Below are 23,948 nucleotides of genomic sequence, written 5' to 3' on the forward strand. Positions count from 1 at the left end.
AAATTTAACAACAGTGGCGATCAATCTATGCCACACGGGATTAGCGCAAACGGCTAACACTCAGGAGTTTAGGGGCTGTTAACACCCATTCCAAAGCCATTTTCAGCCTCGGACCGCCAACAGCGAGCAGATTCGCAACACCCGGCTACCTTAAACAGCCACCTGCAGACCCGCAACCTTAGCGGGTGGCCGCTGCCGGGCAAGCCTGATAAAATCGCGCGCCTTCGCAGACCGCCGCCATAAGCGACGGTGCCTATCCGAACTCCCCCTTAAAGGCCTGGATCTATGAGCAAGCAACCCTCCATTAGCTACAAGGACGCAGGTGTAGATATCGACGCAGGCGAAGCCCTAGTCGAACGCATCAAAAGCGTGGCCAAGCGCACCGCACGTCCGGAAGTCATGGGTGGGCTGGGCGGCTTCGGCGCGCTGTGCGAGATCCCGGCTGGTTACAAGCAACCGGTGCTGGTCTCCGGCACCGACGGCGTGGGCACCAAGCTGCGCCTGGCGCTGAACCTGAACAAGCACGACAGCATTGGCCAGGACCTGGTCGCCATGTGCGTTAACGACCTGGTCGTATGCGGCGCCGAACCGCTGTTCTTCCTCGACTACTACGCCACCGGCAAACTTAATGTTGATGTAGCTGCCACCGTGGTTACCGGCATCGGCGCGGGTTGCGAGCTGGCAGGTTGCTCTCTGGTCGGCGGTGAAACCGCTGAAATGCCAGGTATGTATGAAGGCGAAGACTACGACCTGGCGGGTTTCTGCGTCGGCGTAGTAGAGAAAGCTGAAATCATCGACGGTTCCAAGGTCGCTGCGGGTGATGCGCTGATCGCCCTGCCGTCCTCCGGCCCGCACTCCAATGGCTACTCGCTGATCCGCAAGATCATCGAAGTCTCCGGCACCGAGATTGAAGCCACCCAGGTTGATGGCAAGCCGCTGGCCGACCTGCTGATGACCCCGACCCGCATCTACGTCAAACCGCTGCTCAAGCTGATCAAGGACACTGGCGCGGTTAAAGCCATGGCCCACATCACAGGTGGCGGTTTGCTCGACAATATCCCACGCGTACTGCCAAAAGGCGCACAGGCTGTGGTCGACGTGGCCAGCTGGACGCGCCCAGCGGTATTCGACTGGCTTCAGGAAAAAGGCAACGTCGATGAGCACGAGATGCACCGCGTGCTCAACTGCGGCGTTGGCATGGTCATCTGCGTGGCGCAGGATCAAGTCGACATCACCCTGCAAACCCTGAGCGCTGCTGGCGAGCAGCCATGGGTGATCGGCCAGATCGGTGAAGCTGCCGAAGGTGCTGCACAGGTCGTACTGAACAACCTGAAACAGCATTAATGCCGACACAGTGCAATGTGGTGGTGCTGATCTCAGGCTCCGGCAGCAACCTGCAGGCGCTAATCGACAGCATCGCCCATAACGGCAATCCGGCACGTATCAGCGCGGTGATTTCCAACCGCGCCGATGCTTATGGCCTGGAACGCGCGAAGCATGCAGGCATCGCCACCCGCATACTCGACCACAAACAGTTCGACGGCCGCGAGGCCTTCGACGCCGCATTGGTCGAAGCCATCGACGACTTCGACCCGCAGCTGGTGGTGCTGGCCGGTTTTATGCGTATCCTCACTCCAGGGTTTGTCCGGCACTACGCTGGCCGCCTGCTGAATATCCACCCCTCGCTACTGCCTAAATACAAAGGCCTGCACACCCATCAACGGGCGCTGGAGGCAGGCGATAGCGAGCACGGTTGCAGCGTGCACTTCGTCAGCGAGGAACTCGATGGCGGACCATTGGTCGTACAAGCAGTGGTTCCGGTACAGTCCAACGACTCGCCGACCAGCCTGGCGCAGCGCGTACACGAGCAAGAGCACGTGATTTACCCGCTGGCCGTACACTGGTTTGCCGAAGGCCGATTGCAGCTGACGGCAAACGGCGCAATGTTGGACCAACAACTGTTACCGAGCACCGGACACCTTATTCGAACGTAAATAGGAGACACCATGGGTCGCGCCTTATTGTTCGCACTTGCACTTCTGAGCTTGCCGGCATTGGCCGTAGAGCTAAAACCTTTCTCCGCCAGCTACACCGCCGACTGGAAACAACTGCCTGTAAGTGGCAGCGCCGAACGCAGCCTACAAGCGCGCGACAATGGCCTCTGGCAGCTGAACTTCGAAGCGTCCATGCTGGTTGCCAGCCTGAGCGAGCAAAGCACCCTGCGCGTGGATAACGATGTATTTTTGCCGCAAACCTACCTCTACGAACGCAGCGGCCTGGGTAAAAGCAAAAAGATCGAGCAGGACTTCGACTGGGACGCCAAGCAAGTCATCGGCAGCGACCGTGGCACACCCGTGCGTCTGCCACTGAATCGCGGCTTGCTGGACAAATCGACCTACCAACTGGCTCTGCAATACGACGTGGCTGCGGGCACCAAGAGCATGAGTTACCAAGTCGTCGACGGCGACGAAGTCGAAACCTATGACTTCCGTGTACTCGGTGAAGAAGTGGTACGCACCAAAGCGGGCTTGATTGATGCGATCAAGGTCGAGCGCGTACGTGACCCGACGCAAAGCAGCCGTAAAACCATTCTCTGGTTCGCCAAAGACTGGAATTACCTGCTGGTCCGTCTGCATCAAGTCGAGAAAGACGGCAAGGAATACCAAATCATGCTCAAGGAAGGCAGCGTCGACGGCAAGACCGTCGCAGGCCGCCAGGACTGAGCAGCACTGCATAAAAAAGCCGAGCTAAATGCTCGGCTTTTTTATGGGCTGTAATCCTTTACGGCCAAACTTCAGGGCGCCACGAACAATGATGCCTGGTTAATGTAGAACTGGGCAGCACGCGGCGGCGGTTACCACATCAAGTCATCCGGCACCTGGTAGGCCGCGTACGGATCATCGGCATCCGGCGCTTCGGTCGGCGTATTGAGCAAGACCACGCGCTGCGGGTCACGCTCTTGAATCTTCAGCGCGGCTTCACGCGGGATCACTTCATAGCCACCACCGTGACGCACGATCGCCAACGAACCACTGCTGAGCTTATTGCGCACCAGGGTGTTCACTGACAGACGCTTAACTTTTTTGTCGTCAACGAAATTGTAGTAATCCTCGGTGGTCAGCTTGGGCAGGCGCGAAACCTCGATCAGTTGTTTGACCTGGGCAGCACGCGCCTTTTGCTCGACCTTTTCTTGCTGCTGGCGGTTAAGCTCCTGGTCGCGCGCGGCCTTTTCAGCCATGGCCTGCTGCGCGGCCAGTTTCTGCGACTCGTCCTTCTCAACGTGGCCTTTTTGCTCCAAACGTTGCTGTTTCTGCTTTTCCTTGCCGACCTGCTTGGCCTGCTTTTCATTGACCAAGCCGGCTTTGAGCAGCTGATCGCGTAGTGAGAGAGCCATAACCTACCTTTCCAACCATCAATATTGAGTGGGCGTACCCAGCGTAATCGTAACGCGTTATTCGTAGGGTGGATGACGCTTAACCCATCCACCGTGTCCCTGGCAGCGGTGGATGAAGAGAGCGTCATCCACCCTACGGGCTCAGCAGCTGGGAGTCAGCTTTTCCAGCTTCTTGGCTTCGCCCCACAGCGCATCCAGCTCTTCCAAGGCGCAATCTTGCATAGCTCGCCCCTGCTCACGCAAGGCCTGTTCGATAAAACGGAAGCGCCGTTCGAACTTGCCATTCGCTGCGCGCAGCGCCGTTTCAGGGTCAACTTTCAAGTGACGGGCCAAGTTGCTGACCACAAACAACAGGTCGCCGATCTCCTCCTGAATCGCCTCTGGATCGTTTTCGCTCATAGCTTCGAGCACTTCATCCAGCTCTTCACGCACTTTATCGACGACCGGCAGCGCTTCAGGCCAGTCGAAACCGACTTGAGCGGCGCGCTTTTGCAACTTGATCGCCCGGCTTAGCGATGGCAAAGCGTTGGGCACATCATCGAGCAGCGACAACTGTTCAGGAGCCGCCGCGTGTTCGGCACGCTCCTCGGCCTTGATCGCCTCCCAGCGCTGCTTGACGGCGGCTTCATCGAGCTTGGGCACATCCACTGCGCCATACAGATCACCATCGGGGAACACATGAGGATGACGACGAATCAACTTGGTGGTAATGCCATCGACCACCTGGGCAAATTCGAAGCGCCCTTCCTCGCGCGCCAGCTGGCTGTAATACACCACCTGAAACAGTAAATCGCCCAGCTCGCCAGGCAGGTGATCGAAGTCGCCTCGCTCAATGGCATCGGCGACTTCGTATGCCTCCTCAATCGTGTGCGGCACGATCGTCGCGTAGTTCTGTTTAAGGTCCCACGGGCATCCGTACTGCGGGTCACGCAGCCGGGCCATCAGGTGCAGAAGATCGTCGAGTTGGTACATGACACGCCCCAGCTGTAGATATGCGCAGAGTGGTTTAGCGGCAAAAAAACCAATGATAGCGCGTTGATTAAATCAACGTGCCGCTCGCTCCACGCTACGCAACCGCCACATCCTCATTCAGCTGTTTGATTGGGCGCCAGCGGCGCAGCAGCATATACAGGGTCGGGATGACGAACAGGGTGAAGAAGGTGCCGACCAACAGGCCGCCGACTATCACCATACCGATCTGCTGACGGCTTTCCGCGCCAGCGCCGGTGGCAATTGCCAACGGCAGCGAGCCCAGCACCATCGCTCCGGTGGTCATCAAGATGGGGCGTAAACGCTGCACCGACGCCTCAATCACCGCACCACGCAACTCATGGCCCTGACGCAGCAGCACGTTGGCGAACTCGACGATCAAGATGCCGTGTTTAGTGATCAAACCAATCAGCGTCACCAGACCGATCTGCGAGTAGATATTCAGCGTGCCGCCGAACAGGGTCAGCGCCAGCAAGGCGCCGGCCATCGACAACGGCACGCTGAAGAGGATGATCAGCGGGTCGGTAAAGCTCTCGAATTGCGCCGCCAGCACCAGGAAGATAAACGCCAGAGCCAAGGCAAAGATCAGCGCGATACCGGCACTCGACTCTTTGAAGTCTCGCGACGTACCGGTGTAGTCGTACTGGGTCTCGGCCGGGAACACCGTGCGCGCTGTCCTTTCCAGATGCGCCAGGGCCTCGCCGAGGGTGTAGCCGCTGCCAACATTGGCACTCACCGTTACCGCACGTAGTTGGTTGAAGTGGTTGAGCTCACGCGGCGCCACGGTCTCGCGGACCTCGATCAGGTTGGACAGCTGCACCATGCTGTCATCGCGGCCGCGCACATAGACCCGGTTGAGGTCATCGGGGCTGCTGCGATCCACGCCTTGCAACTGCACCAGCACGTCGTACTGTTCGCCATTCTGTTTGAAGCGCGTCACCTGGCGGCTGCCGAACAGGCTTTCCAGGCTGCGGCCGATGGTCGCCACATCGGTACCGACGCTTACGGCCTGCTCGCGATTAACCGCGACCTTGAGCTGCGGCGCGTTGAGTTTCAGATCGCTGTCCAGGCTTTCCAGCCCCGGATAATCACGCAACGCACTGAGCAGTTCATCGACATAGCCTTGCAGCTCGCTGTACTCCATGGACGAGCGAATCACGAAATTCACCGGTTGATTACGCGCGCTCTGCCCCAACGGCGGCCGATTGACCGGGAAGGCCCGTACCCCGGCGATATCCTGCAGTTTGGGCAACAGCTCGTTGCGAATCTCGAACTGACTGCGTGAACGGTCGGCCCAATCTTCCAGCTTCATAAAGGAAATACCCTGAGCCACAGTCGGGAAGCCGGCGATGACCATATAACGGTTGGTCTCCGCGATGCTGGCGTAAGCCGCTTCGATCTCGCGGGCATAACGCCCGGTGTAGCCAATGGTGGCGCCATCCGGGCCGTTGAACACGCCGATAATGGTGCCGGTGTCCTCGGTTGGCGCCAGCTCGGACTTCAGCCCGGAAAACAGCAGTATGCAGGCCACCACAGTCAACAGCAGCACACCCACCACCAACACCCAGGCACTCAGCGCCTTGGCCAGCAGGTGTTTATAGCGATAGGTCAGACCGTTGAGAAAGTCTTCGATCAGGTTGTACAGGCGATTATGCCGTTCGCCGGCCTGATGCGGTTTGAGCAACAGCGCGCACATCATCGGAGTGAGGGTCAGGGCGACAAAACCGGACACCAGCACCGCGCCGGCCAGGGTCCAGGCGAACTCGGTAAACAGCTTGCCGGTGGTGCCCTGCATAAAGCCGATGGGGGCGAATACCGCGGCCAGGGTCAGGGTCATGGCGATCACCGCAAAGGCGATCTCGCGACTGCCCTTGAGCGCAGCCTGCAGCGGCTGCATGCCCTCCTCGATATGTCGGTGGATGTTCTCCAGCATAACGATGGCATCATCCACCACCAGGCCGATAGCCAGCACCATCGCCAACAGCGTCAGGGTATTGATGGTGAAACCCATCAGGCTCATCAAGGCAAACGCACCGATCAGCGACACCGGAATGGTCACCAGCGGAATGAGGGTGGCGCGCAACGAACGCAGGAAGATAAAGATGATCAGGATGACCAGCCCCACCGCTTCCCAGATGGTAATAAACACGTTGTCGATCGACTCGCGAATAAACAGCGAGTTGTCGTTGGCCACCGCCATCAGCATCCCTTGCGGCAACAAGGCACGCACATCGGGCATGGCTGCAGCCAGGCCATCAGAAATATCCAGCGGGTTGGCGGTGGCTTGCTTGATCATGCCCATCGACACGGCTGGCTGGCCCTTGTAACGGACGATACTGCGCTCGTCCGCAGCGCCGATTTCGGCATGCCCAACATCAGCCAGGCGCAACAGGTAACCGCGCGAGTCATCCAGAATCAGCTGATTGAACTGCTCCGGGGTGTTCATATCGGTTTCCGACAGCACGGTAAATTCACGTTGCTGCGACTCGATACGTCCAGCCGGAATTTCCACGTTCTGCCGGCGCAGGGCGTCTTCCACGTCCTGCACGGTGAGGTTGTGCGCGGCGAGCTTCTCCGGATCCAACCAGATGCGCATGGCGAAGGTGCGGGCCCCGCGAATCTGCACTTCGGAGACGCCGGGGATGGTCTGTAAGCGATCCTTGATCACCCGCTCCAGCACGTCGGTGATTTCCATGGCACTGTAGCGCTCGCTGTAGAACGCCAGCCAGATTACCGGTTGAGCGTCGGCTTCAACCTTCTGCACGATAGGCTCGGCGATTTCATCCGGGAGCAAACCGCGCACGCGCCCCAAGCGGTCGCGCACATCGTTCGCCGCTTCATCGGAGTTGCTGCCCAGACGAAACTGCGCGGTGATCTGGGTGTTTTCCGAGCGGCTGATGGAGCTGACAAAATCCAGCCCCTCAATACCCGACAACACGTCCTCGATCGGCTGAGCAACTTGGGACTCCATGATTTCCGGGCTGGCACCGGGATAGGTGACGTTAACCGTAACAATCGGTACGTCGATATTGGGGTATTCACGCACGGCCAGGCGGTCATAAGCCATCAAGCCGAGCAGCACCACAATCAACGACAGTACAGTGGCAAACACCGGCCGGCGGATGCAGATGTCCGACAGGGTCATGGCGCTTGCTCCACCACCTTGGTGCGTACCGACGCGCCGGCACGGACTTTCTGCCAACCGGCGCTAATCAAGGTTTCATCACCCTGCAAGCCTTCCAGCACCTCGACTTTGCCCGCCAGGCGCTTACCCAGTTTGACCTCGCGCAACTCGACCTTACCCTCGACCACCAGGTTAACCAGCAGTTGCTCGCCCACTGGCATGATGGCCTCTTCTGGGATCACCAAGGCGTTGGGTCGTTCGGCGAGAATCACCGACACCCGCACGAATTGCCCTGGGCTCAGGCGGCCATCGCGGTTGCTGATGTGGGCGCGAATCGCCTGGCTGCGCCCGGCTTCATCCAGGCGCGGATTGATGGCAAAGATCTCGCCGGTAAAACGCTCACCGGGATAAGCATCCAAACTAATTTCGATAACCTGCTTGAGGCGGATCTGGCTCACGGCTTTTTGCGGAATGCGAAAGTCCACCTTGAGCGGATCAAGCACCTCTAGATTGACAATGTCCTGGCCTTCGCTGAGGTAATCGCCAGGGCTAACCTGACGCAGGCCCAGCACGCCGTCGTACGGCGCCAGAATGCGGGTTTTATCCAGGCGTGCCTGCGACAACGCCAGACTAGCCCGTGAAGCCTGCTGCTGGGCATTGGCTTCATCCAGCGCTTGGGCATTACTGGCTCCGCGCTTGAACAGCATCTGTGCGCGGTTGAAGTTGTTTTCTGCCAGGTTGAGGTTGGCCTGCGCTTGAGCCAGTTCGGCCCGGGCAATCGAATCATCCAGGCTCACCAGCAACGCGCCGGCCTCAATGCGCTGGCCTTCACGAAAATGCAGCTGCGCGATCCGACCGGCGATTTCCGGGCGAATCATCACTGATTCGTCCGGGCGCAGCGAACCGAAGGTCACCAGCTCGTCGCGCACCAGATTTCGCTCAACCTTGACCACTTCAACCAGTGGCCCTTCATTGGCATACGCCTGGATACTGCTAAGGGAACACAGCAGAGCAAAAGCGACGAGCAAAGCAGGTGCACGGACGAACATATACAACCCCTAGTGTTTGTAGAGGCCGAGTCTAACGTCGAGCCGCATTGATCAGCCGTTAAAAATGTTTCCCCATATTAGGGCCTGCGCCTTGCTACTGGCGCATACCCCGGCCGCTAACCAACAGGCGGATACACACGCCGTAGAGCACCGCGGTGGCCACCAGCATAAAACTGATCGCCACCCCGATACGGATATCCGACACCCCAAGAATGCCGTAACGGAAAGCGTTGACCATGTGCAACACCGGGTTGGCCAGCGATACCGTCTGCCAGAATGGCGGCAGCAGGGTAATGGAGTAGAACACCCCGCCCAGGTAAGTCAGCGGCGTCAGTACAAAGGTTGGAATAATCGAAATATCGTCAAAGTTGCGCGCAAACACGGCGTTGATAAAACCGCCAAGGGAGAAGATGGTCGCTGTCAGCAACACCACCAGCACGGTGATACCCAGGTGATGCACCTGCAACTTGGTGAAGAACAGCGACAATAAGGTAACGATAAAGCCCACCGCCAAACCCCGCAGCACGCCACCCACCACATAGCCGGTAAGAATGATATGCGGCGACACCGGCGAGACCATCAGCTCCTCAATGGAGCGCTGGAACTTGCTGCCGAAGAAGCTCGACACCACGTTGCCGTAGGAGTTGGTGATCACCGACATCATGATCAGCCCCGGCACGATGTACTCCATATAGGTGAAGCCCGCCATGTCGCCAATCTGCCGGCCAATCAGGTTGCCGAAGATCACGAAGTACAGAACCATGGTGATCGCTGGCGGCAGCAAGGTCTGCGGCCAGATACGGGTGAAACGGCGAATTTCGCGGTAAACGATGGTGCGCAGCGCCACCATATTGGCGGCCAGTTCTGAGTTCAGATAGGTCGTGCTCATGCCGCGCCCCCCGCCAGGTTCTTCTCTACCAGAGACACAAATAACTCCTCCAGGCGATTGGTTTTATTGCGCAAGCTGAGCACCTCAATATTTTGCAGGGCTAACTGGCGGAACAACTCGGTAACGCCCTGAGCTTTGTCCACTTGCACCTCAAGGGTGTGGTGATCCAGCAGTTGCGACGGATAGCCCACTAGCTGCGGCGGTACCAGCAGCGACTCTTTCAAGTCGAGCAGGAAAGTCTCCACGTGCAGCGTCTTCAGCAAGTCTTTCATGCTGGTATTCTGGACAATCCGCCCGTGGTCGATGATGCCGATATTGCGGCACAGCTGCTCGGCCTCTTCCAGGTAATGGGTAGTCAGAATAATGGTGATGCCTTGCTGGTTCAGTTCGGTAAGAAAGCTCCACATCGAACGGCGCAGTTCGATATCCACCCCGGCAGTCGGCTCATCGAGAATCAACAAGCGCGGTTGATGCACCAAGGCACGGGCGATCATCAGACGACGCTTCATACCGCCGGAAAGCTCACGGGACGGCACGTCATGCTTACCCCACAGACCAAGCTGATTGAGGTATTGCTCGGCGCGTTCCTTGGCAATTTTGGCAGGGATGCCGTAATAGCCGGCCTGGGTCACGACGATGTCGAAGGCCTTCTCGAACTGGTTGAAGTTGAACTCCTGCGGCACCACACCCAGGCAGCGCTTAAGCGCCGAGGGTTGCTTGTCGAGGTCATGGCCGAACACATTGACTGTGCCGCTGCTTTTGGTCACCAAGGTCGAAAGAATGCCAATGGTGGTGGACTTACCGGCACCGTTAGGGCCGAGCAAGGCATAAAAGTCGCCTTCAGCTACATCCAGATCAATGCCGTGAAGTGCCTGGAAGCCGTTGCCGTAAGTCTTGGTCAACTGGCGAATGGACAGAGCAGTACTCATAAGAAATACACACACCGAAAAAATGAAAGGATTGAATGTCTGACCCACTCGGCAAGAACAGTGGCCAAGTCTAGCGCCAGAACGTTAGCTGGCTAGAGGTTTTTCTCAGTCACTGCCCTGCTTTGAGCCGCCTAGGTCAGCGCCGTCATCACAGACGTCCGATAGGCCGGGCGCTCCTGCAAACGTGTGTACCAAGCCTGCAGATGAGGCAGCGGTGGCCGCTCAATGGGCATCTCAAACCACGCGTAGATAAAGCAACCTAGCGGAATATCGCCCATGCCGAAGCTGGCGCCCGAGAGATAGGGTTGCGTGGCTAACGCTTGATCTGCCGCTTCCAGCAACTCGCCACAGCGCGTGAGTGCGGCCGCAATGACGGCATGATTGCGTTGCTCAGGCGGGGTACGCAGAGTGCCCAAAAATAGATCGCGAAACGGTGTGGCCAGCGTGGATGTAGTCCAGTCCATCCATTTATCCGCCTGGGCACGCTGTTTAGGATCTTTGGCATATAACTCGCCGTCAGCGTATTGCGCCGCCAGATAGCGAACGATGGCATTGGATTCCCACAACACCAGGCCGTCGTCTTCAATGACCGGCACCAGGCCATTGGGGTTCATCGCGAGGTAGGCCGGCTCATTGACCACGCCAAACGCTCCACCCGCATCGATTGCTTCATACGGCACGCCGACCTCTTGCGCACACCACAATGCCTTGCGCACATTGTTGGAGTTCTTGCGCCCCCAAATTTTCAGCATCGCCTGCGCTCCTTCGGCTGGGTTAATCAGAATTTTCTGACTGGCATCCTACTATCCCACCCAAAAGAAAACAGACACGGAAATTGATGTTGCCTATCGAGCCGCTTGATTTAACCCTGGGCCTCGCGGTGCATATCACCCACTACCGGCGGTGCATCGTCGCTGAATAAATGCGGGTAACACTGTTGTAAATGGCCGAAAAAAAGCGGCACTGGCACATCAGTAAAGTGACCATGTTCGCGCACATACTCCATATGCCGTTGGCCTTGCTCGTTATAGGGCTGGAATACGCTGTCGTGAATACCATCGAACTCCAGCGGCGTAACCTTGAGCAGCTGACACAGGGCCAAATTAAACGCCGGCGTAGCTTTGACCCAGCGCCCCTCCAAGTACAGCTCGGTATAACCATGCATGGCAAACACCTCACTGCGCAGCAATTCCAGCAAACGCGGTGTGGCCAGGTGATTACGCACATCGGCCAGGCCAATCCGCGAGGGAATGCCGCAATGCCGGGCGCAGGCCGCCAGCAAATTAGCTTTGGGCACACAGTAACTTTCCCCCGCCTGAAGTGCGTGACTGGCCTTCAAGGTCTCGACATCGCGGCTGAAGACGTAGGGGTTGTAACGAATCTCATCACGTACCGCGTAATACAGATTGACGGCCTGCTCACGCGGGTCGCGGCTGGCCCCGCGAAATTTTTCTGCGAACTCCACCAGCGCTGGGTGGTCACTATCGATGAAGCGGCCGGGCTCAAGGTATTCAGGCATTAGGGTTTCTCCGTGGCTGAGAAACCAGTCTAACGACGCGAGTCCGGCCAATGTCACGACGATTCGGCCAAGCTCACCGCTCTTGTCGCCATCTAAGGCGACTACGCTCATGATGGTGCGTCAAACACATTGTCATCACGGAGGATTCTGCATGCTCGCTCTCTGGTTACTCGCCTTGCTATTCGGCACGGCCTTTCTCGCCCATCGGCGTACGCCCCCACTTCCCGCCTTGGGCATAGTGGCTGGTTTTCTGCTTCTGATGGGTGTGTTCAGCCATGCCCCGGTTTGGCTGATGGGCCTGTTGTGGCTGGTACTGCTGGCCGTGGCTTTACCTTTGTTACTGCCGCAGCAACGCCGCAGCCTCTTCACCTCGCCATTGTTTACCTGGTTCAAACGTGTATTGCCGCCGATGTCAGCCACCGAACGCGATGCTATTGAAGCGGGTACGGTGTGGTGGGATGGTGAGCTGTTTAGCGGGCGGCCTGACTGGGACACCCTACTCGCCTACCCCAAAGCGCAACTCACTGAGGAGGAACAAGCGTTTATCGATGGCCCGACAGAAGCACTCTGCGCCATGGTCAGTGACTGGCAGATCGGCCAGCAGATGGACCTTCCTGCCGAGGCCTGGGCACATATCAAGGAGCACGGTTTCTTCGCGCTAATCATTCCCAAGCAGTATGGCGGCAAGGGCTTTTCCGCCTACGCCCACTCCCAAGTGGCGATGAAGCTAGCGACCCGTTCCGGCGATCTCGCCTCGACCGTGATGGTGCCCAACTCTTTGGGCCCTGCCGAACTGCTGCTGCACTACGGCACCGAGGCGCAGCGTGATCATTACCTACCGCGCCTGGCCCGTGGTGACGATATCCCCTGCTTCGCCCTCACCGGCCCATTGGCAGGCTCCGACGCCGGCGCCATGCCGGACAGCGGGATCATCTGCAAAGGCCAATGGCAAGGTGAGGAAGTCATCGGCCTGCGCCTGAATTGGGAAAAACGCTACATCACCCTCGGCCCGGTCGCGACCCTGCTCGGCCTGGCATTTAAGGCTTACGATCCCGAGCACCTGTTAGGTGAAGAGGAAGATCTAGGTATTAGTTTGGCCCTGGTGCCTACCGAAACGCCGGGCGTGGAAATCGGACGCCGTCACCTGCCACTTGGCGCGGCCTTTATGAACGGCCCTAACGCCGGCAAGGATGTGTTTATCCCGCTGGAATACCTGATCGGCGGCCAGGAGATGCTCGGTAAGGGTTGGATGATGCTGATGAACTGCCTGTCCGTGGGCCGCTCCATCTCGCTCCCAGCAGTCGGCACTGGTGCTGCCAAATTCACCAGCCTGACCACCGGCCAGTACAGCCAGATTCGTGAGCAATTCAACGTACCGCTCTCGGCCTTTGAAGGCATTCAAGAGGCTCTGGCGCGGATCGGCGGCAACGCCTGGTTGATGGACAGCGCCCGGATCCTCACCGCCAACGCAGTGGATCTGGGGGAAAAACCCTCAGTCCTTTCGGCCATCCTCAAGTACCACCTGACCGAACGCGGCCGTGAGTGCATCAGCCACGCCATGGATGTGCACGGCGGCAAGGGCATCATCATGGGCCCGAACAACTACCTGGCGCGCTCCTGGCAAGGCGCCCCAATTTTCATCACCGTGGAGGGAGCCAATATCCTTTCACGCAATCTGATGATCTTTGGTCAGGGTGCGATTCGTTGCCATCCCTACGTGCTTAAAGAAATGGCCCTGGCCAACCATGAGGATCAGGATCAGGCGCTCAAAGAGTTCGACGAGCTGCTACTGCAACACATCGGCTTTGCCGTCAGCAATGCCGCCAGCAGCCTGTTGCTCAGCCTTGGGTTCGGGGTATTTAGCCAAGTGCCGGGCGACCGTATCAGCCGCCCTTACTTCCGCGCACTCAATCGCCTAGCCGCCTCGTTTGCTCTGCTGGCAGACACCAGCATGATGATTTTGGGTGGCGAGCTAAAACGCCGTGAGCGCTTGTCTGCGCGACTGGGCGATGTGCTCAGCCACCTGTATCTGGCATCGGCAGCACTCAAGCGTTATCACGACCTCGGTTACCCGGAACATTCCCAGCCCATGCTGTGTTGGGCCATGGAAGAAAGCCTGTGCAAAGCCGAACAAGCGCTGGAAGAGCTGCTCAGCAACTTCCCCAGCAAGCTGCTCGGCTGCGCCTTGCGCGTTCTGGTCTTGCCGCTGGGTCGCCGCCATAAAGGTCCAAGCGATGAACTCGACGCACAAGTGGCCGCCATTATCGGCCGTAACAGCGGCGACCCCGCCCTAGAGGAACTGCTCGAAGGCTGCTATCGCCCACAAGCCGAGCAGGACGCGGTGGGGGCTCTGCAATACGCGATGAACCAACTGCAAGATGCACACAGCCTGCAGAAAAAACTGCACAAAGCCGTTAAGGCCGGTCAGGTGCAAGAGCAGCCAGGACAGAGCTTGATTGATGCTGCGCTGGCCGCTGGTGTGCTTAGCGCCGATGAAGCACAGAGCCTGCATCAGGCCGAAGCAGCGCGCCGAGTAGTAATTGATGTGGATGACTTCGCCAAAGAGGAGCTAACCCTCAGTCCCGGCAAGGTGCGTTAGGCAAACGGGACAGCGGGCAACGCCGGCTTTATACTGCGCCGCCCGCTTTACCTACAGGATTGACCCATGGCTAACGTTCACATCGACCACCACCTCGCACTGCTCCAGCACTTGCGCACCATCCTGGTGGCCTTGGGCGAAGCCGAGCAGATTCTCGATGACAGCCACGCCATGTACCTGGAGCGCTACGACGAATTGCTCGCTGACTTGCCGAGCGACCCGGAAGCCAGCCTCTACCTGGGCCAAGACCTGATCAGCCAGATTTTCCAGCGCTACCCGCAGATTGCCCACTTGGTGCCACGCGATCTGCTGTGGTTCTTCGGTGGCGACTGCCTGCACTTTATGCCGGATGACGAAATCGAAATGTATCAGGCCCTCGAAGAACGTCGCTTCTACGCCCTGGAAAACGACGAACCATTCGACTGGAACCAGGAAAAACAGCTGCTGGCCATGCCCGCCCAGGGCAGCACGCACTAGGCGGCCATCCAGACTCAGACACACAAAAGCCCGCACGGCATCACCGGCGGGCTTTTTTATACATATAAAAATGACAGATACAAAAACGCCGCTCAATGAGCGGCGTTTTGTTTGTTTGGAGCGGGAAACGAGACTCGAACTCGCGACCCCGACCTTGGCAAGGTCGTGCTCTACCAACTGAGCTATTCCCGCAATGTAACTTGGTACTAAAAATGGCGTCCCCTAGGGGACTCGAACCCCTGTTACCGCCGTGAAAGGGCGGTGTCCTAGGCCACTAGACGAAGGGGACCTTTGGAACTTGTTGAAAACCTGTCGAAACAGACTTTCTTAATTTGGAGCGGGAAACGAGACTCGAACTCGCGACCCCGACCTTGGCAAGGTCGTGCTCTACCAACTGAGCTATTCCCGCTTTAAAACCAACGCACTTCTTAAAGAAGTGGCGTCCCCTAGGGGACTCGAACCCCTGTTACCGCCGTGAAAGGGCGGTGTCCTAGGCCACTAGACGAAGGGGACGCAGCCCGGAAGCTAAAACTTCTATCCGGCTTCTACACGTTCCGCCCTAAGGCATTGCGCTACGAAGTGGCGCGCATTCTATGGAGCCTTGATAGGCTCGTCAACCATTGTGTAAAAAATTTTATAAATCAAAGACTTCAACACCGAATGTGAGGCAGCTCTATCAGCCTCCCGGCTAAGGCACTACACTCGGACGAAAAACCGGTGATCGAGAGGCTCCACCCATGTCCCCACTCGTGATTACCATATTGATTGCTTCTGGCATCGTCGCATTGATCGCCATTGCCTATATCAATCATATGGTCGAGAACAACAAACTGGAGAAGGCGCGCATCAAAGCCGATCTCAATGATCGTCTGCGTCGCTGCACTGATCTTGCCGAAGCCCTCCCCGGGCAATTGATGACACCCGCCCTAAAACTTCTGCTAAGCGGCCTACAACTGCACTTCAGTCAGCGCATGTTGCCTTTTGATAAAAGCAATAATGCCCTCAAAGCGCGCATTGAAGAATTGCGCAAGCTAATCGCTCAGGGCGAGTCCATCCCAGTCAACAACCCACCGCAGCCCATCCTGAATGAAGCAAAAGCCAAGGAAGTGCGCTTCCAATTGGAGAATCTGCATGGCCAGCTGACTCGCTGCGCCAAAGAAGGCATCGTTCCCGCCAACGAAGCCAAGCATTGGCTAAAAGAAGTACGGAATATGCTGACCCAAGTGCATATCGAGTTTTTTGGCAATTTAGGCCAGCAAGCGCTCCAACAGAATCAGCCCGGCCAAGCGCGTTTAGCGTTCGAGCGCGGCGTGCAGTATCTGCGTAAGCAACCTGACCCAGCCACTCACCAGAACGCCCTGAAAAAATTCGAAGCGCAGCTCGCGCGCGCTAATGCCATGGTGCTGGAAAGCGGCAAGCCTACCCCCGACCAACCCAGCGAACTGGATGCAGGCCTTGAGTCATTGGGTGGCGATAGCGAATGGAAGAAAAAGAACATCTACGACTAACCCCTCCTGCGCGCATCTTGCGCGCAACCGCCCTGCCAACGAGTGCTAAGCATGAGCCTGACTGTCTACGGCGCACCCCTGTCGCCTTTCGTCCGTAAAGTTCGTCTGTTTCTCGCGGAAAAAGCGCTGGATTACCAACTGGAAATCATCCTGCCGTTCGGTCAGCCGGAGTGGTACCGCGATCTCAATCCACTGGGACGTATTCCAGCGCTCAAAGACGGCGACCTGCGCCTCGCCGACTCCAGCGTGATATGTCAGTACCTCGATGATAAGCACGCCGAGCTCCCCAGCCTGCTCGGGGAGAACGCCGAACAGCGGGCCCAGGTGCGCTGGCTGGAAAAATATGCCGATTATGAGTTGGCCCCGCTATGCACCTTCACGGTGTTCCGTAACCGCGCACTCAAGCCAAGAATGGGCCAGAGCTGCGACGAAGCCGCTGTGCAGAAAGCCTTGCATGAAAAGCTGCCCGCGCACTTCGATTATCTGGAGAAAACCCTCGGTACGGCCGAGTACTTGGTTGGCAATAGCTTGACCCTGGCTGATCTGGCCCTCACCTGCCAACTGATCAATATGCAGCATGGCGATGAGCAACTGAATGCGCAGCGCTGGCCTAACCTGAGTGCTCACTATGCGCGTACGGTGGCACGCACATCGGTACAAGCGGTTCTGCCGGGCGAACAGAAAATGCTCGCTAAGATGGCTGCTAACGCCTAAGCGAGCGGCGGCCACTCAACAAAAAGCCCAGCGTTTGCTGGGCTTTTTGTAGTGGGCTTTGCCGACGACTTAACAGTCTGTCAGCTGCACAAACACCTCGACCAAACGCTCTACACCAGCCTGATCCGCCGCACTGAAACGCGCCTGTAAAGGACTGTCCAGGTCCAGGACGCCAATCAAGCGTCCCTCCTTGAACAACGGCACCACCAGCTCGCTATTCGAAGCACTGTCGCAAGCGATATGCCCGGCAAAGGCATGCACATCCTCAACCCGCTGGGTTTGCCCAGTGGCCGCTGCCATACCACAGACGCCACGACCGAAGGGAATGCGCACGCATGCCACCTTGCCCTGAAAAGGGCCAAGCACCAGCTCTTCACGCCGTGCCAGGTAGAAGCCAGCCCAGTTCAGATCACTGAGTTGTTGAAACAGAAACGCAGAAAACTGCGCCGCATTGGCAATAAAATCGCGCTCATCGCTCAGCAATGCCTGTAACTGCGCCGTTAGCAACGGGTAGCCATCGAGCCCTTGCCCGCTCTGCTGCAAATCAATCATCCGCTTTACTCAATAATTGCAGGCCAACCCAGTCACGAGCGAACTGGTAGGCGCAGCGGCCATTGCGATTCCCGCGGCCCAAGGCCCAGCGTATCGCCGCTTTTTCCAACTCGTCATGCCACGCCCACACTAGGCCAGCTTGCGCAGCGTGCACAGCCACCCAGTGCTTTACCACCTCAAGAAAGTGTTCCTGAGTAAACGGGTAAAACGATAGCCACAAGCCAAAACGATCAGACAACGCGATCTTGTCTTCAACTGCCTCATTGGGGTGCAATTCGCCGTCTACCCGTTGCCAATTTTCATTGTCGCTCTGCTTTTCTGACAACAAATGACGCCGATTGGAGGTGGCGTATAACAGCACATTGTCCGGCGCACGCTCCATCGAACCATCGAGCACGGTTTTCAGCATGCGGTAATCGCCCTCACCGGCGTCGAATGACAGGTCATCGCAAAACAGCACAAAGCGCTGCGGCTGCTCGCTCAACAACTCAACGATGCGCGGCAGATCGGCCAAATGATCACGCTCGACTTCAATCAAACGCAGCCCGGCTGCTGCATGCTCAGCCAGCAATGCGCGCACCAGTGACGATTTCCCAGTACCGCGCGCGCCCCAAAGCAACGCATGGTTGGCCGGCAGACCTTGGATAAATTGCTGGGTATTACGCGCCAACTGAGCACGCTGGCGATCCACTCCGATCAAATCATCCAGACTTACATCCAGACTGACCTTGAGCGGAGCCAGAAAGCCGCTGCGGCCCTCACGCTGCCAGCGCGCAGCAAGATGATGCTGCCAGTCGATAACCGGGCGCGGCACAGGCAATAAAGGCTCCAGCCGCGCCAGCACACCCTCGGCACGCAACAAAAAATCACTTAAACGCGAATCCACAACACACTCCAGGGTTTTCACATCATTTAGACACTGCCGCCCAACAAAACAGATGGGCTATGCTTGGCAGGCGAGCCAACACGAGAACAACTAGCCCATATGGATATAGCGCTAACCCAACGCCTGTCATTCAAACAGGCCGGCTTGACTGTGTTGGTAGCCTTTATCCTCGGCACGGCACTCAGCTTGATTCAAGTGGGCATCGATTATGCCAGCGAAGATGCCTCCATCAACCGCGAGATTCGAGCGCTGATGGAAATTAGCCACAACCCGGCTGCGCGTATCGCTTACAACATCGACGCAGAATTGGCGCAAGAACTGGTACTGGGCCTACTCCGTTCGCCTGCCGTGATCAGCGCGCAAATCATCGACAACAATCAGCTCACCCTCGCTAGCGTCAGCCGGCCGGCGATGCAAAGCCGTTACCGGGTACTGAGCGATTTTATATTCGGCCAGCGCCGACACTTCGAAACCGCTCTATTCGTCAGCCACTCGCCCAATGAAGCCCTCGGCCTGCTCAGCCTGGAGGTGGATACTTTTGCGTTTGGCAGCCACTTTCTGCGCCGTTCGCTACTCACCCTGCTCACTGGGTTTGCCCGTAGTCTGCTGCTGTCACTAATCCTGCTGGTGCTGTTCTATTTCATGCTGACCAAGCCGCTGACGGGCTTTATTCGCGCGCTAAGCGAGCGAGATCTGCGCAGCCCCAGCCACGCCAAACTGCCCTACCCACCCAATCATGAACGCGATGAGATCGGCGTTTTGGTCGATGTAACCAATCGCCAATTAGCCAGCATCGCCAGCGAAATCGAACAGCGACAGCACGCTGAAGACCGCTTGACCCGCTACCTCGCCGAATTGGAGGACATGGTCTCGGCGCGCACCGAGCAATTAGAAGCAGCTAACAGCCGCTTGCTCGACTCCAACCGCGAATTGGAGCAAGCCAAACGCACGGCGCTGGACATGGCCCAGGCACGCTCGGCCTTTCTCGCCAACATGAGCCACGAAATCCGCACCCCTCTCAATGGTTTGCTGGGGATGCTGTCGCTGTCACTGGACGGGCCGTTGAACAACGAACAACGCCAGCAGTTATCGATAGCCCATGACTCGGGCAAAGTGCTGGTCGAACTGCTCAATGACATTCTCGACCTGTCGAAATTCGAAGCGGGCCAGCTTGAGCTGGAAAAAATCCCTTTCGATCTCGCCAGCTTGGTCGAAGACACTGCCAGCCTGCTCTCGCAGAATGCTGCCTCTGACGTTGAACTGACTTGCCTGATAGATCCGCAATTGCCCCACCAACTTCTGGGAGACCCGACTCGGTTCAGGCAAATTGTCAGCAACCTGCTTGCCAATGCACTGAAATTTACGCGCGTCGGCCGCGTCGACATCACCGTCAGCGCCCAGCATGAAGGCGTCAAAATCACTGTTCGCGATACCGGCATCGGGATCGCCGAAGATGCTCAGACACGGATCTTCCACCCGTTCGCCCAAGCCGGCATCGGTATTACTCGCCAATTTGGTGGCACGGGTTTGGGCCTAGCCCTTACCCGCAGGCTCTGCGAGGCCATGCACGGTCAACTCAGCCTGGAAACCCGCGAAGGTGTTGGCAGCACATTCTGCGTTGAACTGCCGCTGCCTAGCCAAACCGGTACCCCCCTACAGCCACAACTGCGCGGACGCATTATCGGGCTAAGCCCAGCGGACTCCGGGCTTAGCGCACAACTGGCAAACCTGCTGCCGCGCTGGGGCTTGAGCTACCATCACCTCGACGCCGACAGCCCATTGTCCGGCATTGACGCCGACCTGCTGATCAGTGATTGCCCACAGCGGCTCCATGAGCTGCGCCAGCTTTCTAACCTGCCCATACTGCTCGTCAGTGCCTATGGCGACTTCCTTAGCAGCGAACAGGTGGACACTCTTGCGCCTGTCGAACAGCTGGCCAGGCCGCTGTCACGCCAAGCATTATTACAAGCCTTACGACGCACCCTCGGCCAAGGCGAGGCGCATGCCACCGAGCAGCCCAGCGAACCGGCACGTAATCGGCAGGCCCGCGTGTTGCTGGTAGAAGACAATCCAGTCAACCAACTGGTGGCCAAGGGCATGCTGGGCAAACTGGGCTGTGAAGTGCTACTGGCTAACCATGGCCAAGAAGCCCTGACTATGCTGGAGACCCAGGCGGTTGATCTGATTCTGATGGACTGCAATATGCCCGTCATGGATGGCTATGAAGCCACGCGCCGAATCCGCCAGAGAAGCGAACTCAACGAGTTACCCATCATTGCACTGACGGCCAACGCGCTGTCTGATGAACGCGAGCGTTGTCGCGCCGCCGGGATGGATGACTATCTGGCAAAACCCTTCCGTAAAGATGAACTGGCGGCCCTGCTCGATCAGTGGCTGAGTGCCGTAAATTGATCAAGCAACAACCCGACCTGAGCGCGCAATGCCGCAACCGCATCCAAATCGACGCCGCGCTCGCATAATAATTGAGCCTTCAGCGGCAACACCTGCTCACGCAGCGCCAAACCCGTGTCAGTCAGCGCCAGGTGTACCTCGCGTTCATCATGGGCTGACCGTTTACGTTGCAACAAACCTTGCAGCTCAAGACGTTTGAGCAACGGCGTCAAGGTGCCGGAGTCCAACAACAGACGCTCACCCAAGGCCTTGACCGTCGGCAACGCCGGCGGCTGTCTCTGCCATTCCCACAACACCAGCATCGCCAGGTATTGCGGGTAAGTCAGGCCAAGCTGGTCAAGCATTGGCTTATAGGCTCGGATCACCGCCCGCGAAGCGGCATACAGCTTGAAGCACAGCTGGTTATCCAGCTGCAGCCCCTCATCCTCTGCCAGGTTGGTTGGAGTCATTTGAGCAGCGCTTCGATCTCGGCAGTCAAGTCTTCAGGTTTGGTGGTTGGGGCGAAACGCTTGATCACCTGGCCGTCGGCACTGAGCAGAAACTTGGTGAAATTCCACTTGATGCCCTGACTACCCAACAAGCCCGGCGCACTCTTCTTCAAACTGACGAACAGCGGGTGTGCATCGCTGCCATTCACATCGACTTTTTTGAACAGCGGGAAGCTCACCCCGAAGTTGAGTTCGCAAAACTCGGAAATCGCCCCCTCGTTACCCGGCTCTTGCTTGCCGAATTGGTTACAAGGGAAGCCCAACACCACCAGACCCTGCTCCTTGTATTGCTGCCAGACGCTCTCCAGCCCCTTGTACTGCGGGGTGAAACCGCACTTGCTGGCGGTATTGACCACCAGCACGGCTTTGCCACCAAAGTCAGCCAGGGTTTTCTGCTCGCCCTTGATGGTGGTCACTGGAATCTCGAAGAGTGCATTGCTCATGTCTATCGCCCGCTGTAAGTTGAAGTGACAGGCACGATAGCGAGCAATTTAATTGCGTGCAATTTAATTACTTAAAAATAAGGCCCGCTGATGGCAGGCCTGCGTAACAACCTTAGGTGCGTGGCACCAACTTGAGCGACGCCGAGTTGATGCAGTAGCGCAACCCCGTCGGCACCGGACCGTCCGGAAACACATGGCCTAAGTGCGCGTCGCACTGGGCACACTTAACCTCGATACGGTGCATGCCATGGCTAAAGTCATCCACGCTGGCGATGGCCTCTTGGCTGACCGGTTGAAAGTAGCTGGGCCAGCCACTGCCGGAGTCGAATTTGGCCGCCGAATCAAACAACTCGGTCTGGCAGCAGGCGCAGTGGTAGATACCCGGCACTTTGCTGTCATGGTATTGGCCACTAAAAGCGCGCTCTGTGCCGCCCAACCGGCAGACATGAAACTGCTCCTCGGAAAGCTCTTCACGCCAGGATTCCAGGGGTTTTTCCAGCTTATCCATGGGCAAAATCCTCATTAGAAAAATCGCCAGAGCGACTGTTAACGTCGCACAGCGACGGTTCACGGGGGGGTGGCGGCCTATGGATGGCCCACCATAAAAAAGCCCGACCAGTACCTTTGCCAAGGTCGGGCTGGCACGTATCATTCGACCCCAGTCTGTCACCGGCGTTACAACCTGCCAAGGCGCATCAAATCGCGTCTTTTTTGCAGGGTAATTCAGCGGCGTATCACCATTCGGGATCACTTACATGCAGTTCAGCAAATCGAACAAGCTCGCTAACGTCTGCTACGACATCCGTGGGCCAGTGCTCAAGCACGCCAAGCGCTTGGAGGAGGAAGGCCATCGCATCCTCAAGCTGAACATTGGCAACCCGGCGCCGTTCGGTTTCGAAGCGCCTGAGGAGATTCTGCAGGACGTGATCCGCAACCTGCCTACCGCTCAAGGTTACAGCGACTCCAAAGGCTTGTTCAGCGCACGCAAGGCCGTGATGCAGTATTACCAGCAGAAGCAGGTAGAAGGCGTTGGCATTGAGGATATCTACCTCGGCAATGGCGTATCCGAGTTGATCGTGATGGCGATGCAGGCGCTGCTCAACAACGGCGATGAAGTGCTGATCCCGGCACCTGACTACCCCCTGTGGACCGCTTCGGTAGCCCTGGCCGGTGGTAAGCCGGTGCATTACCTGTGCGATGAACAGGCCGGTTGGTTCCCTGACATTGCCGACATGAAGGCTAAGATCACCCCGAACACCAAGGCCTTGGTGCTGATTAACCCGAATAACCCGACCGGCGCGGTGTATTCCAAAGAAGTGCTGCTTGATATCGTCGAGCTGGCGCGCCAGCACAACTTGGTGCTGTTCTCCGACGAGATCTACGACAAGATTCTCTACGACGACGCCGTGCATATCTGCACCGCCTCACTGGCACCAGACGTGCTGTGCCTGACCTTCAACGGCCTGTCAAAATCTTACCGCGTCGCTGGTTTTCGCTCCGGCTGGGTGGCCATTTCCGGGCCTAAACACCGCGCACAGAGCTATATCGAAGGCATCGACATACTCGCCAACATGCGCCTGTGCGCCAACGTACCGAGCCAGCACGCAATTCAGACCGCATTGGGTGGCTACCAGAGCATCAATGACCTGGTATTGCCGCAAGGCCGCCTGCTGGAGCAGCGCAACCGCACCTGGGAGCTGCTCAATGACATCCCCGGCGTCAGCTGCGTAAAACCGATGGGCGCGTTGTATGCCTTTCCCAAGATTGACCCGAAAATTTGCCCTATCCATAACGATGAGAAATTCGTTCTTGATCTGCTGCTCTCGGAAAAACTGTTGATCGTGCAAGGCACCGCGTTTAACTGGCCGTGGCCGGACCACTTCCGCGTCGTCACCCTGCCGCGCGTGGATGAGCTGGAAATGGCCATCGGCCGCATCGGCAGCTTTCTCAAGACCTATCAACAGTAACGGGAGAG

22 protein-coding genes and 4 tRNA genes are annotated in these 23,948 nt (G+C 57.7%); 9 read left to right on the top strand and 17 right to left on the bottom strand.

The genetic code is table 11. The features are described 5' to 3' along the window. The first annotated feature begins 285 nt into the window (after positions 1–285). Genes purM through D8779_RS13680 form a run of 3 tightly spaced genes read left to right on the top strand, consistent with a single transcriptional unit; the run spans position 286 to position 2,723 of the window. The gene (gene purM, locus D8779_RS13670; RefSeq protein ID WP_136665025.1) at positions 286–1,344 is read left to right on the top strand and encodes a phosphoribosylformylglycinamidine cyclo-ligase; all 1,059 of its coding nucleotides are present in this window, start codon (positions 286–288) and stop codon (positions 1,342–1,344) included. After that, positions 1,344–1,994 carry a phosphoribosylglycinamide formyltransferase gene (purN, locus tag D8779_RS13675; RefSeq protein ID WP_136665026.1) on the top strand — a complete coding sequence of 217 codons (651 nt, stop codon included), beginning with the start codon at positions 1,344–1,346 and terminating at the stop codon, positions 1,992–1,994. The genes purM and purN overlap by 1 nt, the downstream gene beginning before the upstream one ends. 12 nt (positions 1,995–2,006) lie before the next feature. Beyond that, entirely contained in the window at positions 2,007–2,723 is a 717-nt protein-coding gene (locus D8779_RS13680) for a DUF3108 domain-containing protein (RefSeq protein WP_136665027.1), read from the top strand. Positions 2,724–2,854: 131 nt separating this feature from the next. Here the strand turns inward: D8779_RS13680 and D8779_RS13685 are convergent, their stop codons facing one another. The 8 genes from D8779_RS13685 to D8779_RS13720 form a co-directional block, all read right to left on the bottom strand. Beyond that, positions 2,855–3,394 (bottom strand): DUF2058 domain-containing protein, encoded by a 540-nt coding sequence (locus tag D8779_RS13685; RefSeq protein WP_136665028.1) that lies wholly within the window; start codon positions 3,392–3,394, stop codon positions 2,855–2,857. A gap of 141 nt (positions 3,395–3,535) precedes the next feature. Continuing rightward, the gene (gene mazG, locus D8779_RS13690; RefSeq protein ID WP_136665029.1) at positions 3,536–4,366 is read right to left on the bottom strand and encodes a nucleoside triphosphate pyrophosphohydrolase; all 831 of its coding nucleotides are present in this window, start codon (positions 4,364–4,366) and stop codon (positions 3,536–3,538) included. A gap of 94 nt (positions 4,367–4,460) precedes the next feature. Then, positions 4,461–7,529 carry an efflux RND transporter permease subunit gene (locus tag D8779_RS13695; RefSeq protein WP_136665030.1) on the bottom strand — a complete coding sequence of 1,023 codons (3,069 nt, stop codon included), beginning with the start codon at positions 7,527–7,529 and terminating at the stop codon, positions 4,461–4,463. Next, on the bottom strand, positions 7,526–8,557 hold the full coding sequence (locus tag D8779_RS13700) for an efflux RND transporter periplasmic adaptor subunit (protein ID WP_136665031.1): 1,032 nt from the start codon (positions 8,555–8,557) through the stop codon (positions 7,526–7,528). The genes D8779_RS13695 and D8779_RS13700 overlap by 4 nt, the downstream gene beginning before the upstream one ends. Positions 8,558–8,651: 94 nt before the next feature. Further along, the gene (locus D8779_RS13705) at positions 8,652–9,431 is read right to left on the bottom strand and encodes an ABC transporter permease (RefSeq protein ID WP_136665167.1); all 780 of its coding nucleotides are present in this window, start codon (positions 9,429–9,431) and stop codon (positions 8,652–8,654) included. An 11-nt stretch (positions 9,432–9,442) separates the two neighbouring features. Next, positions 9,443–10,375, bottom strand: a complete 933-nt coding sequence (locus D8779_RS13710; RefSeq protein ID WP_136665032.1) for an ABC transporter ATP-binding protein — start codon at positions 10,373–10,375, stop codon at positions 9,443–9,445. Between the two features lie 131 nt (positions 10,376–10,506). Further along, on the bottom strand, positions 10,507–11,127 hold the full coding sequence (locus D8779_RS13715; protein WP_136665033.1) for a glutathione S-transferase family protein: 621 nt from the start codon (positions 11,125–11,127) through the stop codon (positions 10,507–10,509). A 110-nt stretch (positions 11,128–11,237) separates the two neighbouring features. Continuing rightward, complete coding sequence (locus D8779_RS13720) at positions 11,238–11,894, bottom strand: transglutaminase-like domain-containing protein (RefSeq protein WP_136665034.1); 657 nt, start codon at positions 11,892–11,894, stop codon at positions 11,238–11,240. Positions 11,895–12,045: 151 nt separating this feature from the next. Here D8779_RS13720 and D8779_RS13725 point away from each other — a divergent pair, with 151 nt between their 5' ends. Further along, positions 12,046–14,493 carry an acyl-CoA dehydrogenase gene (locus D8779_RS13725; protein ID WP_136665035.1) on the top strand — a complete coding sequence of 816 codons (2,448 nt, stop codon included), beginning with the start codon at positions 12,046–12,048 and terminating at the stop codon, positions 14,491–14,493. A 66-nt stretch (positions 14,494–14,559) separates the two neighbouring features. Then, positions 14,560–14,970 carry a PA2817 family protein gene (locus D8779_RS13730; RefSeq protein WP_136665036.1) on the top strand — a complete coding sequence of 137 codons (411 nt, stop codon included), beginning with the start codon at positions 14,560–14,562 and terminating at the stop codon, positions 14,968–14,970. 116 nt (positions 14,971–15,086) lie between these two features. Here D8779_RS13730 and D8779_RS13735 read toward each other — a convergent pair. The 4 genes from D8779_RS13735 to D8779_RS13750 form a co-directional block, all read right to left on the bottom strand. Beyond that, positions 15,087–15,162 (bottom strand) — tRNA-Gly (locus D8779_RS13735). Positions 15,163–15,183: 21 nt separating this feature from the next. Then, positions 15,184–15,259, bottom strand: a tRNA-Glu gene (locus tag D8779_RS13740). Between the two features lie 44 nt (positions 15,260–15,303). After that, positions 15,304–15,379, bottom strand: a tRNA-Gly gene (locus D8779_RS13745). A 28-nt stretch (positions 15,380–15,407) separates the two neighbouring features. Next, a tRNA-Glu gene (locus D8779_RS13750) sits at positions 15,408–15,483 on the bottom strand. Positions 15,484–15,707: 224 nt separating this feature from the next. On the opposite strand from D8779_RS13750, the gene D8779_RS13755 reads away from it, so the two are divergent. After that, entirely contained in the window at positions 15,708–16,478 is a 771-nt protein-coding gene (locus tag D8779_RS13755; RefSeq protein ID WP_136665037.1) for a hypothetical protein, read from the top strand. Positions 16,479–16,529: 51 nt separating this feature from the next. After that, positions 16,530–17,192, top strand: a complete 663-nt coding sequence (locus tag D8779_RS13760) for a glutathione S-transferase family protein (RefSeq protein ID WP_136665038.1) — start codon at positions 16,530–16,532, stop codon at positions 17,190–17,192. A 69-nt stretch (positions 17,193–17,261) separates the two neighbouring features. Here the strand turns inward: D8779_RS13760 and D8779_RS13765 are convergent, their stop codons facing one another. Next, a complete protein-coding gene (locus tag D8779_RS13765; RefSeq protein ID WP_136665039.1) occupies positions 17,262–17,744 on the bottom strand; it encodes a GAF domain-containing protein in 483 nt (160 codons plus the stop codon). Further along, the gene (locus D8779_RS13770) at positions 17,737–18,630 is read right to left on the bottom strand and encodes an ATP-binding protein (RefSeq protein ID WP_136665040.1); all 894 of its coding nucleotides are present in this window, start codon (positions 18,628–18,630) and stop codon (positions 17,737–17,739) included. The genes D8779_RS13765 and D8779_RS13770 overlap by 8 nt, the downstream gene beginning before the upstream one ends. A 99-nt stretch (positions 18,631–18,729) precedes the next feature. Here D8779_RS13770 and D8779_RS13775 point away from each other — a divergent pair, with 99 nt between their 5' ends. Continuing rightward, positions 18,730–21,042, top strand: coding sequence for a response regulator (locus tag D8779_RS13775; RefSeq protein WP_136665041.1), 2,313 nt, complete (start codon positions 18,730–18,732; stop codon positions 21,040–21,042). Here D8779_RS13775 and D8779_RS13780 read toward each other — a convergent pair. The 3 genes from D8779_RS13780 to msrB form a co-directional block, all read right to left on the bottom strand. Then, a complete protein-coding gene (locus D8779_RS13780) occupies positions 21,018–21,491 on the bottom strand; it encodes a MarR family winged helix-turn-helix transcriptional regulator (RefSeq protein ID WP_136665042.1) in 474 nt (157 codons plus the stop codon). The genes D8779_RS13775 and D8779_RS13780 overlap by 25 nt on opposite strands. After that, positions 21,488–21,973, bottom strand: coding sequence for a glutathione peroxidase (locus D8779_RS13785; protein ID WP_136665043.1), 486 nt, complete (start codon positions 21,971–21,973; stop codon positions 21,488–21,490). The genes D8779_RS13780 and D8779_RS13785 overlap by 4 nt, the downstream gene beginning before the upstream one ends. 112 nt (positions 21,974–22,085) lie before the next feature. Next, positions 22,086–22,481, bottom strand: coding sequence for a peptide-methionine (R)-S-oxide reductase MsrB (msrB, locus tag D8779_RS13790; protein WP_136665044.1), 396 nt, complete (start codon positions 22,479–22,481; stop codon positions 22,086–22,088). 247 nt (positions 22,482–22,728) lie between these two features. Between msrB and D8779_RS13795 the strand changes: the two genes are divergently transcribed. Then, positions 22,729–23,940, top strand: a complete 1,212-nt coding sequence (locus D8779_RS13795) for a pyridoxal phosphate-dependent aminotransferase (protein ID WP_136665045.1) — start codon at positions 22,729–22,731, stop codon at positions 23,938–23,940. The last annotated feature ends 8 nt before the right edge of the window (positions 23,941–23,948 follow it).

This window comes from Pseudomonas leptonychotis, assembly GCF_004920405.1.
In the GTDB taxonomy this organism is placed as follows: domain Bacteria; phylum Pseudomonadota; class Gammaproteobacteria; order Pseudomonadales; family Pseudomonadaceae; genus Aquipseudomonas; species Aquipseudomonas leptonychotis.